This is a genomic window from Enterococcus sp. ZQ21 (genome assembly GCF_030053755.1).
In the GTDB taxonomy this organism is placed as follows: Bacteria; Bacillota; Bacilli; order Lactobacillales; family Enterococcaceae; genus Enterococcus_B; species Enterococcus_B lactis.
This window is the reverse complement of the sequence record NZ_CP125658.1, coordinates 782,614-796,001: the sequence shown is the minus strand read 5'-3', so window position 1 is coordinate 796,001 and position 13,388 is coordinate 782,614. Positions and strand designations below refer to the sequence as shown.

Here is a 13,388-nt window from a genome sequence, read left to right as displayed (position 1 = left end):
TTCTGATTCTCTTTTTTTCGAATAAGGAATCAGGGATCACCTGTTTTTTATTTTTCCAAATAAAACTCAAAACGATTTCCTACATATTGCGTACGCACATACTCAAATGGCGTGCCATCTTCAAAATAGGAAATCTGACGCAAACGAAGAACTGCATCTCCTCGTTTCACCTCTAAATAGTCTGCGATTTTCTCAGACGCCAATACAGCCGTGATCGTTTGATTCGCTGGACCGATTTTTTTCCCGCCTTTTTCTTCTAATGTGCGATACAACGATTCAGTAATCTCTGCTTTGCTGTAGCCATCGATCAGCTTTTGCGGAACACTGGCTACTTCAAAACAAATAGGGACATCATCTGCAAAACGAATACGTTCCATTCGCAAGATCGTGTCATCTTTACTCAAGTTTAGTTTTTCCATTTCACTTGAGCTTGGCGAAGTCAAAAAGTAAGAGATTGTTCGACTAGACGGTACTCTATTTTGCGATTCCATGATTTCTGTAAAACTTGTCGCGCCAGACATCTTTTCTTGTACTTTTTCTCGCGCAACATATGTACCCGAACCGATCTTTCTTTCTAAGATTCCTTCATCTGCCAAGTTTTGAATTGCTTGTCTCAACGTCATACGGCTGACATTGAATTTCACTGCTAATTCTCTTTCTGAAGGAAGACGGTCTCCGACTTTCCATATACCTTGTTCGATTTCATTTTTTAATTGGTCATGAATCTGTATATATACAGGTAATTGATTCGACATAACGTACACCCATCCTTTCGTTTCTTCTATTATAACTGGTATATACCTGATTCACAACTGAAAAAGATAAAGGATTCTATCCATAAGCAGATGATGTAGGTACAAATCCTTCTTCCCATTCCTATTAACAGAATCCATTTTCTAGATATATTCAATTGAGAAAATAACAAAAGACCCTATAATCGCTGAAAATGCCGATTTATGGATCTTTTGTTATTATTAGCGGTTTTTAGCCATCCATTTTTTTGTATGATTCGTTGGGCGTTTTGATTTTACATGGACTGCTTTTTCGCCTTTTTTAGGAATGTTCACTTCGATATCGTATTTTTCTGATTTGACCAAGTCATATAACTTTTCAGCTGCTTCGTCTACTTTTTCTTTCCACTTCATTTTGACCCCTCCAATTCTTTTTGTTAACTTAACTCTATCTTAAATTGACAGAATCTTCAAGGAACAAGGTAACAAAGCAAAAAAAAGAGCTCTCGAACTTACGAGAGCCTACGGTTGTGCTATACTGGGGTAGCTGGATTCGAACCAACGCATGAGGGAGTCAAAGTCCCTTGCCTTACCGCTTGGCTATACCCCAATGAAATGGAGGAGAGTGGATTCGAACCACTGAACCCTAAGGAACGGATTTACAGTCCGTCGCGTTTAGCCACTTCGCTACTCCTCCGAAAGGTTTGTATCAACCTGACTTAGTTATAATACCTAATTTTCCAGATTTTTGCAACCCTTTATTGAAAGTTTTTTTGATATTTTTTTATTCGTGCAGATTCCAGTGACGAATCACTGTTTCTATCGCATTTTCAAGACTTTTTTCTTTCCCAAAATCTTCTTCACCAAAGAAAATTTCATATTCTTTTGGTCCATAGGCTAAAATTTCACCAATCATTTTTTTCCCTATAAATAACTGAGTGACTTCATAATTCTTACCTTTGATATCTTTTTTTACTTCTTCGATACGCACTTCAATATCTTTATTTTTTTTTGACATCATTTTCACCTCTCAGACATTTTATCATATTGCAGACAATAAAACATTCCTTAGGTAAAAATCTCTTGTCCATTTCATCTTCTTTTATGCAAGAAGCGACTTCTCTAAAGCTCTTAATTCTCCCCTTGACCTATAGCGATATAGTTGGCCGCTGCGCCTACAAGATTAGCATCGTTTCTGTATTCACACAATAGGATCTGCGGCTCGAAATCATGCAAGTCGAATTGATCTGTCAACTTCTTCATTCTACTTTGGATCTCTTCAATGAGCCCATCCTTTGCAGAAACGCCACCGCCTAATACGATAACTTCCGGATCGAATGAAAATTGGATACTGAATAAACCTTTTGCAAGGTACGTATAAAAACTCTCAACTTCTTCTTTTGCTATTTCATCCCCGGTTTCTGCTAATTCAAAGACGTCTTTTCCGGTATAAGTATTCTTATCGACTCCTTTGCGTTCACAATACCGCCAAGCCATCTGTACGGCTGTACCAAGTTTACTAAATGTCTGATCGCCCTCTAAGAACATCAAACCGAATTCTCCACCATAAAGATGTGCACCTTTATTGATTTGGCCTTTCGTGAACATCGCTCCGCCAATCCCAGTTCCTACCACGACAAAAGCAACATCTTGATAATCACGAGCAGCTCCTTCATAAAACTCAGCCATTCCGGCACAGTTGGCGTCATTTTCAATCGTTACCGGAAGTTGAAACAAAGTTTCCAAATCTCTAAAAATATTAAAGCCATGAATATAAGGAATCGCACTGATTCCCTCAATTACCTGTTTCTCATTATTCACTACTCCAGGTGAGCTGATCCCAATTCCTTCAATCTCAAAAGAAAGACACATGTCTTTATAGACTTGTAATAATTGCGCTTTCATTTCTTTCCAAGATTCAGGCGTTGCAAATTGGCCCTTGCCTTTGACATCTTTACTATCCCAACAACCATATTTGACAGCCGACCCGCCAAAATCAAAAACTAATATCCCCATAAAAACATTCTCCTTTTTGCTTGCTAAAGCTATTGTAATGTATATGTTTAGTATTTGAAAGCATTTTCTCGGATCACTAGTCTATTCGTTAAAGCTGGTTTTGTGTAAGTGAATCGCTAAAATCACTTGATCTCGCAATTGTTCTCCGTTCTCAAAAATCGGTTTAGAATAATGATGGATAAAATAGTCTTTGACTCGACCAATCTCCACATAGCCCATTTTTTGATAGAGATGTAACGCAGCACTGCTAGTACTGCCGGTTCGTATGATGATCTGAGTTTGACTGGAAGCGAGTTGTGAAAGCTTCTGAAAAGCTGTCTCAAGGAGTTTCCCACCAATCCCTTTTCCTTGATGCGAAGGTTCTACAGCTACGTTAACGATTTCGAATTCTTTTTCCCTTACTATATAGATCAGTATACCTATTGTTTTTTCTTTTTCTTTCCATATCCAGCCGTTCCCCTTTGAAACATATACCTGAACTTTTTCTTTATCAGGATCTGCATCTAATAACAAGGACCATGGTAAATCTATCTTATTGAGTTCTTCGATCATTTTTGACCTCCATATATGTAGTCATGAAGTCGTTACTTTGATAGTCACTCTCTCTTTTCTTTATTGCTCAGTGCTACCCGTATTTTTCACAACCTTTTTTTGACGGTGTTCAAAATCCAGCACTTCGGCAATCACTCACAATTTTGCAAAATATGGGAAGCTATTTTCCAAATTGTTTCTTTATTGCTCAGTGCTACCCGTATTTTTCACAACCTTTTTATAATCTGGTTCTTTTTTATCTTTCTTATTTCTCGTTAATTGAAAGGTCAAAGGTACATAATCGATGCCGCCTTTGACAAAGGGATGACAGCGCAAGATCCGAGCCGTCCCCATTACCGTCCCTTTTAGCGCACCATGAGTTTGAATTGCTTTTATCATATAATTAGAACAGGTTGGGTAATAGCGGCAACTAGGCGGAAATGCAGGCGAAATAAAGCGCTGATATCCTCTAACTAAATAAATCAATATCTTCTTCATCAACTAGATTCCTTCTTTTCTTTTACTAAAAAAAGGGATCGCGACTAAAGTCAACGTTCCCTTCTGTTTTCTTTTATCCTATGCTGCTTCATGGCTCATTTCCTATCGACTAGAACCACCGTAATTAATTATCAATGAAAAAAGTCTCGAATATGAATCCACAAGCTGGGTTGAAATACTTTAAATGGATTGCCACCACCGATGACACCATATCCAATCATCGTTCCGGCTACAAAAAGAAGGATAAGCAATAAGATCACCACTAAAATCTTTATCAGAGTTAATAAGATATATCGTTGGTTACTCATTCAGCCACTTCCTTATGCAATCGTTTGTGCTGTTTTTTCAGCAGGAGTTTGATCCATGTCTACACGTTCAACATCTGCACCTAATTTTTGTAGTTTGATATGGAAGTTATAATAGCCACGATCTAGATAATTCAAGTTACGGACACGTGTGATTCCATTGGCTTTCAAGCCAGCTAAAACTAATGCTGCTGCTGCACGCAAGTCTGTTGCATACACTTCCGCACCTTGCAATTCATGGTTTCCATCCATGATTGCTACATTTCCATCGATTTTGACGTGGGCGTTCATACGGCGCATTTCTTCTAAATGTTGGAAACGATTTTCAAAAACTGTTTCAGTTACTACGCTTGTACCTTCTGCCACTAATTGGATGGCTGTCATTTGCGCTTGCATATCTGTAGGGAAACCAGGATGAGGCATCGTTTTTACATCTGTAGGTAAGATATGTTTTGGTCCGATGACACGGATTCCGCCTTCTTCTTCAATGATTTCTGCACCCATTTCGATCAATTTAGAAATCAATGGGCGGTTATGTTCAGAGATAGCATCAGCAATCAGTACATTGCCTTCTGTCATTGCAGCAGCGACCATAAAGGTACCAGCTTCGATACGATCTTGTACGATTGAATGGTTGACTGCATGTAAATGATCAACGCCTTCGATACGCATTGTTTCAGTACCCGCTCCATAGACATGCGCACCCATTTTATTCAAAATATTTGCTAAATCAACGATTTCTGGTTCGCGAGCTACGTTTTCAATGATGGTTGTTCCTTTTGCTTTTACGGCAGCCATCATGATATTTTGAGTAGCACCTACACTAGGAAAATCTAAATAAATCGTGTTACCGATCAATTCATCTGCAATTGCTTCAATATAGCCGTTTTTTTGAATAATTTTTGCTCCTAAAGCTTGAAATCCTTTTAAATGTAAATCGATTGGGCGTTTACCAATCGCACATCCACCAGGCATAGCCACTTTTGCATGTCCATTTCTAGCAAGTAGCGGTCCCATCACAACGATTGAAGCACGCATTTGACTAACATACTCATAAGGCGCTTCGATTTCTAATTGTCTTGAAGCGTCGATTGTTACTTGATTCTTTTGTTCATCAAAATCTACATCTACATTTAAGTGACGAATCACTTGATTCATAGTGAAGACATCAGAAAGAATCGGGACGTTGTCTAATGTCGTAATACCTTCTTCTGCTAACAAACTGGCAGCTAAAATAGGCAATACAGCATTTTTAGCTCCTTCAATTCTTACTGTTCCATTTAATTGATTGCCACCTCTTACGATGATCTCTTCCATGTTGTTGTTCCCTCCAAAAAATTCCAATGAGCATACACTTACTCAAAATCTTTTCTATTATAACACCCTTCCTTTTAAAATAGTACCTTTTTTTAAAATTTACAGGCTAACGAAAAGATTTCGGCATAAAGCGATAACTTCTAAGAAAAAATTACTTGCAGTGTACCCTAAAAAGATTGAAAAAAGTACGATTGCCATTCTAATTTGCGTATTATGCATTGGTCTAAAAAAAGTCTCAATGCGTAACGAACGTAAAGACCAGAAGGCTAAGTAGATAAACGCCAAATGACTCACGATTCGAAGTATCGCATCAATTCCATATACTTGCATAATGACGTCCTTTCTAACAGTTGTTTTTATAATAACTAATAAAATGATAATACCATAAAATGTATAAAAGGAAAAACAAGTATACTTAAAAATAGAGGAATACCCTTACATTTTTAGGAAATAAGGGGAAAAATATGCAAAAAAAGAGACTGAGACAAAAGTCTTGTCTCAGTCCTTTATTCCTAATAAAGGGTGTTCTCCTGCCAACTACTCGGTCACAAGCCACAATATTCATCAAACATGAGAACCTGTTTTTTAATTTGTTCCTTGTGACTCGGAGCTGAATGGCAGGCTCACGACCTCTGATTCACGGTGTTCCAGAAGTAGCTCCTTCGAAAAATAAGCTGACCACTTCTGTCGCAACCTCTGATACACGGATAAACATCCGCTTCTCATTTTATGAGTGCTTAGATACTTTAATACGATTGATTGCTCGATGCAACGCAACAGTTGCCCGCTTCAATTCGTTCGTATCTTGTTTTGCTTTTGCTTCTTCGATTTGGCGTTCTGCACGTTGTTTTGCACGTTCAGCACGAGATACATCGATATCCCGTTCACGTTCCGCACTATCAGCAACGATTGAAACCACATTATCACGCACTTCCATGATTCCGCCATTCACAGCAATCCAATCGACATGGGTATCTGAATCTGTCCGTTTTACACGAACTTCATCAATCGTCAAAGGAACGATGATCGGTGCATGTTTAGGCAAAATCCCAAGCTCACCGGCTGTCGTACGTGCGACGACGATAGCTGCATGGTGATCATAGACCAAACCGGCAGGAGTTACCACATTTACTGTTAAATATTGATCCATGGGGCACCCCTTTCTAGTAGCCTAGTGTTTTCGCTTTTTCTACGACGTCTTCGATTCGGCCAACACTTCGGAAAGCTTCTTCAGGAAGATCATCGTATTTGCCTTCCAAGATTTCGCGGAATCCTTTCACTGTTTCTTCTACAGGAACATAAGAACCTGGAAGACCAGTAAATTGTTCAGCCACGTTAAAGTTTTGTGACAAGAAGAATTGGACTCTGCGAGCACGAGAAACTAACACTTTTTCCTGATCGGATAATTCATCCATACCTAAGATAGCAATAATATCTTGTAATTCACGATATCGTTGCAATACGTGTTGGACTTCTGTTGCTACTTTATAGTGTTCTTCTCCCACGATTTCAGGTGCTAAAGCACTTGAAGAAGAAGCCAATGGATCTACCGCTGGATAAATCCCTTGTTCTGTTAATTTACGTTCCAAGTTGGTTGTCGCATCCAAATGGGCGAATGCTGTTGCCGGCGCCGGGTCAGTGTAATCATCGGCTGGCACATAGATGGCTTGGATCGATGTAATCGAACCTTTTTTCGTAGATGTGATACGTTCTTGCAATTGACCCATTTCTGTTGCCAATGTTGGTTGATAACCAACCGCAGAAGGCATCCGTCCTAACAAGGCTGATACTTCAGATCCAGCTTGAGTGAAACGGAAAATATTGTCGATAAACAACAGTACATCTTGGCCTTCTACATCACGGAAATATTCCGCGATCGTCAAACCAGTTAACGCAACACGCATACGTGCACCTGGTGGTTCGTTCATTTGACCGAACACCATGGCTGTCTTTTCGATAACTCCTGAATCTTTCATTTCATAATACAAGTCATTACCTTCACGAGTCCGTTCACCGACACCGGTAAATACAGAAATACCACCGTGTTCTTGGGCGATATTATGGATCAGTTCTTGGATCAGTACGGTTTTACCAACACCGGCACCACCAAATAGTCCAACTTTCCCACCTTTTAAATATGGGGCAAGCAAGTCGATAACTTTGATCCCTGTTTCCAAAATTTCTGTACTTGTACTTAATTCGTCAAAGGCTGGTGCTTTTTTATGAATTTCGCTTCTTTCCGCATCTTCTGGGAAAGGTGTTTCTAAATCGATCGTATCTCCTAGTACGTTGAATACGCGACCTAATGTTTCTTTACCTACAGGAACAGAGATTGCTTTGCCTGTATCAATGACTTCCATTCCTCTTTGTAAACCATCTGTTGATTCCATCGCAATGGTCCGGATCACTCCGTCCCCTAATTCTAATGCTGCTTCAAGAACAACTTTTGATTTATTTTCGTCATTTTTATAAACAACTAATGCGTTGTTGATATCTGGTAAGGATTGGTCTAAAGAAAATTCCACGTCGACAACGGGACCGATTACTTGAACAATCTTGCCTGAACTCATCTTTTTTCCTCCAATCTCAATACTATTCTAGTGCCGAAGCTCCGGCAACAATTTCGGTAATTTCTTGGGTAATAGCCCCTTGTCTTGCACGGTTATAAGAAACCGTCAGCTCATCAATGATATTAGCAGCATTATCAGTTGCTGTTTTCATTGCTGTCATACCAGCAGCATGTTCTGCTGTTTTGGCGTCAACGATCGCACCGTAGATCAAACTTTCAGCATACTGAGGCAATAACTGAGACAAGATTTCTTCTTTTGAAGGTTCAAAAATATATTCTTGTTCGAAAGTCGTTGCTTCTTCTGGATCTAAGTCTGAGATTGGCAGCATTTTTTCTACACGAAACTGACTAGTTAGCGAATTGATATGATGGTTATAACATACGTATAATTCATCGAATACTTCGTTTTGGTACATAGTTGTTGCCATATTTACGATTTTGCGGACTTCATCAAAGCTTGGCTGATCAGATAAATTGCGCAGCTCATATGCTAGGTTGATACCGCGTGCTTTAAAGAAGTCTGCACCAGTTCCGCCAATTGCGATCATCACGTAATCATCGGGTGATTGGTGGTCTTCTTCTAAAATAGACATCGTTTGTTTCAATATCGAACTGTTATATCCACCGACCAGACCGCCATCTGCAGTGATGACGATATAACCGGTTTTCTTCACAGGACGGCTGAGCAGCATGCTGTTGTAATTGATATCCCCTCTAGGATTTTCTGAGGCAATATCATTTAACTGAGTAGCAGTCAAATGCGTAACGATTTCTCTTACTTTTGTTGCATAAACCTGAAACTTCTGTGAAGAAGCTTCAGATTTTGTCAACTTAGAAGCAGACACCATCTGCATTGCCCGCGTGATTTGGCTCGTTTTTTTCGTTGAAGCGATACGTGTCTTGATTTCATTTAATGAAGCACCCATTCATCTCACCTCACTATGCATTTTGAATGGATTTCAATTTATCTTCTGTAGAGGAATTATTTCCTTTTGTAGCTAAGAACATGTCTTTATATTCCTGAATCGCACTATTCAACGTTTCTTCTTCTGGAAGATCTTTTGTTGTACGGATTGTTTCAAAAATATCTGAATGATTGGTATCCAGATATTCGAATAATTCATGTTCGAAGTCTAAAATACTGTCTACAGGGATACTGTCCAAGAATCCATGTGTCAAGGCATACAAAATCACTACTTGTTTTTCAACAGCTAGCGGTGCATGCAGTTTTTGTTTCAAGATTTCTACTGTACGGCGTCCACGATTTAGTTTTGCTTGTGTTGCCGCATCCAAATCAGAACCGAATTGTGTAAATGCTTCTAATTCACGATAACTTGCTAAGTCTAGACGTAAAGTCCCAGCAACTTTTTTCATTGCTTTGATTTGCGCAGAACCCCCTACACGAGAGACAGATAGTCCGGCATCAACCGCTGGACGAGTACCCGCGTAGAACAAGTCGCTTTCTAAGAAGATTTGTCCGTCAGTGATTGAGATAACGTTTGTTGGGATATAAGCAGAGATATCTCCAGCTTGTGTTTCAACAAATGGCAAAGCAGTCATTGAACCGCCGCCTAGATCATCACTTAATTTTGCTGCACGTTCTAATAAACGTGAGTGCAAGTAGAAAACATCCCCAGGATAAGCTTCACGACCTGGTGGACGGCGAAGTAGCAAGGAAAGTTCACGATAAGCAACAGCTTGTTTTGAAAGATCATCAAAAATGATCAATACATGTTTACCGTTGTACATGAATTCTTCACCCATTGCAGTACCAGCATATGGTGCGATATAAAGCAATGGTGCTGGTTGAGACGCACCGGCATTCACAACGATTGTGTAATCCATTGCGCCATATTTTTTCAATGTTTCAACTTGTGTACGAACTGTAGAATCTTTTTGTCCGATTGCTACATAGATACAGATCATATCTTGACCTTTTTGGTTGATGATCGTATCGATCGCAATAGAAGTTTTCCCTGTTTTACGGTCACCGATGACTAATTCACGTTGTCCGCGTCCGATTGGCACAAGGGCGTCGATTGCTTTTAGCCCTGTTTGCATTGGTTCGTTAACAGATTTACGTTGCATAACACCTGGTGCCATCGCTTCTACTGGACGAGCTTTGTCAGTAACGATTTCACCTAGTCCGTCGATTGGTTGACCTAGCGGATTGACTACCCGACCGATCAAGGCCTCTCCAACTGGAACTTCCATGATCTTACCTGTTCGTTTTACTTTATCTCCTTCACGAATGGACTCGAAATCGCCAAGGATAATGATACCTACATCATTTGACTCTAAGTTTTGCGCCATTCCGTATGAGCCGTTTGAAAATTCAAGCAACTCACCACTCATCGCGTTTTCTAAACCATGTGCACGAGCGATCCCGTCACCTACATAAGTTACGGTACCGATTTCTTCGACTGAAAGCACGTTTTGATAATTTTCAATTTGTTCTTTAATCAAGGCACTAATTTCTTCTGCTTTGATGGCCATTCGATTCACCTACCTCTTTGTACTATCTGTTTAATTGATTACGCATTTTTTCTAATTGCGTGCGAATGCTTCCGTCGATTACTCGATGGTTGGCTTCAACAATCGCGCCACCAATAATAGAAGAATCAACGATTTGTTTTAATTCAACTGATTGATAGTCCATTGTTTTTGCAACATTCTTTTCTAATTGTATTCGTTGTTCGTCTGAAAGTGGGACTGCTGTTGTGACACTTCCCAATAGTAACCCTTGATGTTCATCATATCGACGTTCATATTCTTCGATCATGAACAAAAGGTCATCCATTCGGTTATACTCATAAACAACTTCTAAAAAGTTTTTAACGATCCCATCATAACCGCTGACAAGCTTGTCCATGATTTCTCGTTTTTCATGAGGTTCTAGACGAACATCACTTAACATATTTCCTAATCCAGGTACTTGTTCATAGATTTGACGTAAACTTACGAGATCTTGATAGATTTCTTCTGCTTGATTTGAATCGATCGCCAGTTCAAATAAAGCTTTCCCGTAACGTCTTCCTACTGTATATTTATCTAGTTTCATTTGAAGAACCTAGACCTTCAATGTATTGATTGATTAATGATTCATGCATTTCTGGAGATAATTCTTTGTTCAAGATTTTTTCCGCGATTTGAAGAGAGAGTTCTGCAACGTCGTCTTTTACAGAGTTCAGCGCTGAATCACGTTCTACAGTGATATCAGCTTGGGCTTTGCTTTTTAGACGAGCTGCTTCTTCTTGAGCATCCTTCAAAATATTTTGGCGGCTTAATTCTCCACTTTCTTTCGCATTTTTGATGATATCAGCTGCATCAGAACGAGAGGCTAACAATTGTTGTTCGCGTTCTTGTTCCATTTTCGCTGAGTTGATGCGAGATTGTTCTGCAGAATCTAAATCATTGGCGATCTTGTCTTCACGTTTTTTCAAAATATCGCTGATTGGTCCCCAAGCAAAGTGCTTCAAGAGAGCCAGTAGTATCAAAAATGAGCCGCTGACAACGATGATATTACCTAACATCGCATTGCCAACTTCTGCAATTGCCAATTGATTCAGCATAGGCGAGCCTTCCTTTCTTTGGAGTATTTCTAGTTTCCATGTAAAAAAGCAGTAACAAACGATGTTGTTTCTGCCTTAATACTGATTCAATTAAACGGCAAAAACTAGAATCAAGGCGATAACTACCCCTAAGATAGGAACAGCTTCAACTAGAGCTACCCCGATAAACATTGTTGTACGGAATTGACCAGACATTTCAGGTTGGCGAGCCATTGATTCGATTGTTTTAGAGATAACTTGACCGTTACCATAACCGGCTCCGATTGCTGCTCCCATGATTGCGATTGCTGCTGCGATATAATTCATAATTGTTTTCCTCCTAAAATAGATAAATAGTAGTTTGTTTTTTAACCGAGTATTATTCTTCTACTTCAATCTTATGGCTCATATAAACCATTGACAAAGTAACAAAGACAAATGCTTGGATGCTCCCAATAAACAAGGAGAACGCGATCCAGACCATCTCTAATGGAATTGCTAATGGTAATGAGAACCAGCCTAAGCTTGTCATCATTTTTGCAATCAAGGTTAGCAAAACTTCCCCCGCATAAATATTCCCATAAAGACGTAAAGCAAGTGTTAATAAGTTTGTAAATTCTTCAATCAGTTTCATCGGAAACATAAAACTATAGGGTTTCAAGAACGAATTTACGAAATATCCTTTGAAGCCTAACTTTTTCACCCCGAATAAGTGAGTAAGTAAGATCATTATAAATGCCAGAGTTAAAGTAACAAACGGGTCTGCTGTCGGGCTTTTCCAAAGTGTTGTTTCGTTAGGTAAGACGATTTTTGTTACTAAACCGATGTTGTTTGCAACAAAAACAAATAAAAACAATGTAAATGCCAACAAATGGAAATTGCTCAATTCTTTTCTAGGCAGATTATCTGTTACGATTCCTCGACTAAAATCAATGATCCATTCTATCGCATTTTGTTTGCCTGTTGGTTTCAACTTAAGATTTCTTGTAAAAAAGTAAGCTAAGAAGAAAACAATCAAACAGGTCAGTAACACCATTATACAAACTGTACCATCAAACCAAATTGGTCCAATGTGGAACGTTAGCGAGCGTTCATCCAATCCATTTCACCTCTTTTCCCCGAAATTCACATAAAATCAATTCATGTGCGTATCTGGTTTTTTCCAATCGGTTTCTAACCACACGGTATCATACCACCATGAAACAGAAAATTCAAAACATTTTCATGAAAATTAGACACTTTTTTATTTCAGTCAAAAACGAAACGAATTTTTCCCCATGCACGGTGCTCCTGATCTAAGAAAAAACCTGTGATAATCATGTTTTATCAGATTAAATGCTAACAAATTTTATCATTAAGTAAAAGCAAAAGCACCGAATATGCGAAAAAGGATAATGAAATTATCTAGAGAAATTTTTTAATGTTCGATCAATTTGTCGATCGATATCTTTTCGTTTCAAATCTTCCCGTTTATCATACGATTTTTTCCCTTTTGCCAGACCAATCAATACCTTGGCATAGCCGTTACGAATATAGACTTTTAAAGGAACAACAGTGATTCCCGTGTTTTTCAATTCGTTTTCAAGACGAACGATTTGTTTCTTGTGCAATAATAGTTTTCTCGTGCGCAACGGATCATGATTAAAAATATTTCCTTGTTCATAAGGACTGATATGAACATTATGCAAGAAAGCTTCCCCGTTGCGGACGCGAATAAATCCATCTTTCAGATTGATCCGGCTGTTTCGTATCGACTTGATCTCCGTTCCTTGCAAGACCATCCCTGCTTCCATCGTGTCGATGATCGAATAATCATGGCGAGCTTTCTTATTTTGTGCAATTAGTTTTCCCTCGCCTTTTGGCATAGCTG

Annotated in this window: 18 protein-coding genes and 2 tRNA genes; all 20 read right to left on the bottom strand. The window is 39.0% G+C overall.

The window, feature by feature from the left end:
• Positions 1–47 precede the first annotated feature (47 nt).
• Positions 48–755: a GntR family transcriptional regulator gene (locus tag QK255_RS03760; protein ID WP_002292782.1), complete on the bottom strand. Its 708-nt coding sequence runs from the start codon at positions 753–755 to the stop codon at positions 48–50.
• 219 nt (positions 756–974) lie between these two features.
• Positions 975–1,145 carry a hypothetical protein gene (locus tag QK255_RS03755; protein ID WP_002292784.1) on the bottom strand — a complete coding sequence of 57 codons (171 nt, stop codon included), beginning with the start codon at positions 1,143–1,145 and terminating at the stop codon, positions 975–977.
• A 124-nt stretch (positions 1,146–1,269) separates the two neighbouring features.
• Positions 1,270–1,341 (bottom strand) — tRNA-Gln (locus QK255_RS03750).
• A 6-nt stretch (positions 1,342–1,347) separates the two neighbouring features.
• A tRNA-Tyr gene (locus QK255_RS03745) sits at positions 1,348–1,428 on the bottom strand.
• Positions 1,429–1,515: 87 nt separating this feature from the next.
• Positions 1,516–1,752 (bottom strand): DUF2969 domain-containing protein, encoded by a 237-nt coding sequence (locus tag QK255_RS03740; RefSeq protein ID WP_002316425.1) that lies wholly within the window; start codon positions 1,750–1,752, stop codon positions 1,516–1,518.
• Between the two features lie 110 nt (positions 1,753–1,862).
• Entirely contained in the window at positions 1,863–2,747 is an 885-nt protein-coding gene (locus QK255_RS03735) for an ROK family protein (protein ID WP_002292785.1), read from the bottom strand.
• A gap of 81 nt (positions 2,748–2,828) precedes the next feature.
• Positions 2,829–3,299 carry a GNAT family N-acetyltransferase gene (locus tag QK255_RS03730; protein WP_002292786.1) on the bottom strand — a complete coding sequence of 157 codons (471 nt, stop codon included), beginning with the start codon at positions 3,297–3,299 and terminating at the stop codon, positions 2,829–2,831.
• Between the two features lie 180 nt (positions 3,300–3,479).
• Positions 3,480–3,776, bottom strand: a complete 297-nt coding sequence (gene yidD, locus QK255_RS03725; RefSeq protein WP_002329491.1) for a membrane protein insertion efficiency factor YidD — start codon at positions 3,774–3,776, stop codon at positions 3,480–3,482.
• Between the two features lie 131 nt (positions 3,777–3,907).
• Complete coding sequence (locus tag QK255_RS03720) at positions 3,908–4,084, bottom strand: DNA-directed RNA polymerase subunit beta (RefSeq protein ID WP_002292789.1); 177 nt, start codon at positions 4,082–4,084, stop codon at positions 3,908–3,910.
• A 12-nt stretch (positions 4,085–4,096) separates the two neighbouring features.
• Positions 4,097–5,398, bottom strand: a complete 1,302-nt coding sequence (gene murA / locus QK255_RS03715) for a UDP-N-acetylglucosamine 1-carboxyvinyltransferase (protein ID WP_002308580.1) — start codon at positions 5,396–5,398, stop codon at positions 4,097–4,099.
• 99 nt (positions 5,399–5,497) lie between these two features.
• A complete protein-coding gene (locus QK255_RS03710; protein ID WP_002300479.1) occupies positions 5,498–5,728 on the bottom strand; it encodes a DUF1146 family protein in 231 nt (76 codons plus the stop codon).
• Positions 5,729–6,125: 397 nt separating this feature from the next.
• Positions 6,126–6,548, bottom strand: coding sequence for a F0F1 ATP synthase subunit epsilon (locus tag QK255_RS03705; protein ID WP_002289005.1), 423 nt, complete (start codon positions 6,546–6,548; stop codon positions 6,126–6,128).
• A 13-nt stretch (positions 6,549–6,561) separates the two neighbouring features.
• Entirely contained in the window at positions 6,562–7,968 is a 1,407-nt protein-coding gene (atpD, locus tag QK255_RS03700; RefSeq protein WP_002289006.1) for a F0F1 ATP synthase subunit beta, read from the bottom strand.
• Positions 7,969–7,990: 22 nt separating this feature from the next.
• On the bottom strand, positions 7,991–8,893 hold the full coding sequence (locus tag QK255_RS03695; RefSeq protein WP_002292792.1) for a F0F1 ATP synthase subunit gamma: 903 nt from the start codon (positions 8,891–8,893) through the stop codon (positions 7,991–7,993).
• 13 nt (positions 8,894–8,906) lie between these two features.
• Positions 8,907–10,463, bottom strand: coding sequence for a F0F1 ATP synthase subunit alpha (gene atpA / locus QK255_RS03690; protein ID WP_002292793.1), 1,557 nt, complete (start codon positions 10,461–10,463; stop codon positions 8,907–8,909).
• 22 nt (positions 10,464–10,485) lie between these two features.
• A complete protein-coding gene (locus QK255_RS03685) occupies positions 10,486–11,028 on the bottom strand; it encodes a F0F1 ATP synthase subunit delta (RefSeq protein ID WP_002292794.1) in 543 nt (180 codons plus the stop codon).
• Positions 11,015–11,539, bottom strand: a complete 525-nt coding sequence (gene atpF, locus QK255_RS03680) for a F0F1 ATP synthase subunit B (RefSeq protein ID WP_002292796.1) — start codon at positions 11,537–11,539, stop codon at positions 11,015–11,017. Before atpF ends, QK255_RS03685 begins: the two co-directional genes overlap by 14 nt.
• Before the next feature lie 90 nt (positions 11,540–11,629).
• Positions 11,630–11,845: an ATP synthase F0 subunit C gene (atpE, locus tag QK255_RS03675; RefSeq protein ID WP_002292797.1), complete on the bottom strand. Its 216-nt coding sequence runs from the start codon at positions 11,843–11,845 to the stop codon at positions 11,630–11,632.
• A 52-nt stretch (positions 11,846–11,897) separates the two neighbouring features.
• Positions 11,898–12,617 carry a F0F1 ATP synthase subunit A gene (atpB, locus tag QK255_RS03670; RefSeq protein ID WP_002292798.1) on the bottom strand — a complete coding sequence of 240 codons (720 nt, stop codon included), beginning with the start codon at positions 12,615–12,617 and terminating at the stop codon, positions 11,898–11,900.
• A gap of 301 nt (positions 12,618–12,918) precedes the next feature.
• The gene (gene smpB / locus QK255_RS03665; protein WP_002292799.1) at positions 12,919–13,383 is read right to left on the bottom strand and encodes an SsrA-binding protein SmpB; all 465 of its coding nucleotides are present in this window, start codon (positions 13,381–13,383) and stop codon (positions 12,919–12,921) included.
• Positions 13,384–13,388: the final 5 nt, after the last annotated feature.

What these genes read in the sequence shown, in the direction of transcription:
- QK255_RS03735 (WP_002292785.1), bottom strand. Translation starts at nt 2,747, where the DNA reads ATGGGGATATTAGTTTTTGATTTTGGCGGGTCGGCTGTCAAATATGGT.
- atpE (WP_002292797.1), bottom strand. Translation starts at nt 11,845, where the DNA reads ATGAATTATATCGCAGCAGCAATCGCAATCATGGGAGCAGCAATCGGA.
- QK255_RS03685 (WP_002292794.1), bottom strand. Translation starts at nt 11,028, where the DNA reads ATGAAACTAGATAAATATACAGTAGGAAGACGTTACGGGAAAGCTTTA.
- QK255_RS03740 (WP_002316425.1), bottom strand. Translation starts at nt 1,752, where the DNA reads ATGATGTCAAAAAAAAATAAAGATATTGAAGTGCGTATCGAAGAAGTA.
- QK255_RS03730 (WP_002292786.1), bottom strand. Translation starts at nt 3,299, where the DNA reads ATGATCGAAGAACTCAATAAGATAGATTTACCATGGTCCTTGTTATTA.
- yidD (WP_002329491.1), bottom strand. Translation starts at nt 3,776, where the DNA reads ATGAAGAAGATATTGATTTATTTAGTTAGAGGATATCAGCGCTTTATT.
- smpB (WP_002292799.1), bottom strand. Translation starts at nt 13,383, where the DNA reads ATGCCAAAAGGCGAGGGAAAACTAATTGCACAAAATAAGAAAGCTCGC.
- QK255_RS03695 (WP_002292792.1), bottom strand. Translation starts at nt 8,893, where the DNA reads ATGGGTGCTTCATTAAATGAAATCAAGACACGTATCGCTTCAACGAAA.
- atpA (WP_002292793.1), bottom strand. Translation starts at nt 10,463, where the DNA reads ATGGCCATCAAAGCAGAAGAAATTAGTGCCTTGATTAAAGAACAAATT.
- QK255_RS03705 (WP_002289005.1), bottom strand. Translation starts at nt 6,548, where the DNA reads ATGGATCAATATTTAACAGTAAATGTGGTAACTCCTGCCGGTTTGGTC.
- QK255_RS03760 (WP_002292782.1), bottom strand. Translation starts at nt 755, where the DNA reads ATGTCGAATCAATTACCTGTATATATACAGATTCATGACCAATTAAAA.
- atpF (WP_002292796.1), bottom strand. Translation starts at nt 11,539, where the DNA reads ATGCTGAATCAATTGGCAATTGCAGAAGTTGGCAATGCGATGTTAGGT.
- QK255_RS03755 (WP_002292784.1), bottom strand. Translation starts at nt 1,145, where the DNA reads ATGAAGTGGAAAGAAAAAGTAGACGAAGCAGCTGAAAAGTTATATGAC.
- atpD (WP_002289006.1), bottom strand. Translation starts at nt 7,968, where the DNA reads ATGAGTTCAGGCAAGATTGTTCAAGTAATCGGTCCCGTTGTCGACGTG.
- QK255_RS03720 (WP_002292789.1), bottom strand. Translation starts at nt 4,084, where the DNA reads ATGAGTAACCAACGATATATCTTATTAACTCTGATAAAGATTTTAGTG.
- QK255_RS03710 (WP_002300479.1), bottom strand. Translation starts at nt 5,728, where the DNA reads ATGCAAGTATATGGAATTGATGCGATACTTCGAATCGTGAGTCATTTG.
- murA (WP_002308580.1), bottom strand. Translation starts at nt 5,398, where the DNA reads ATGGAAGAGATCATCGTAAGAGGTGGCAATCAATTAAATGGAACAGTA.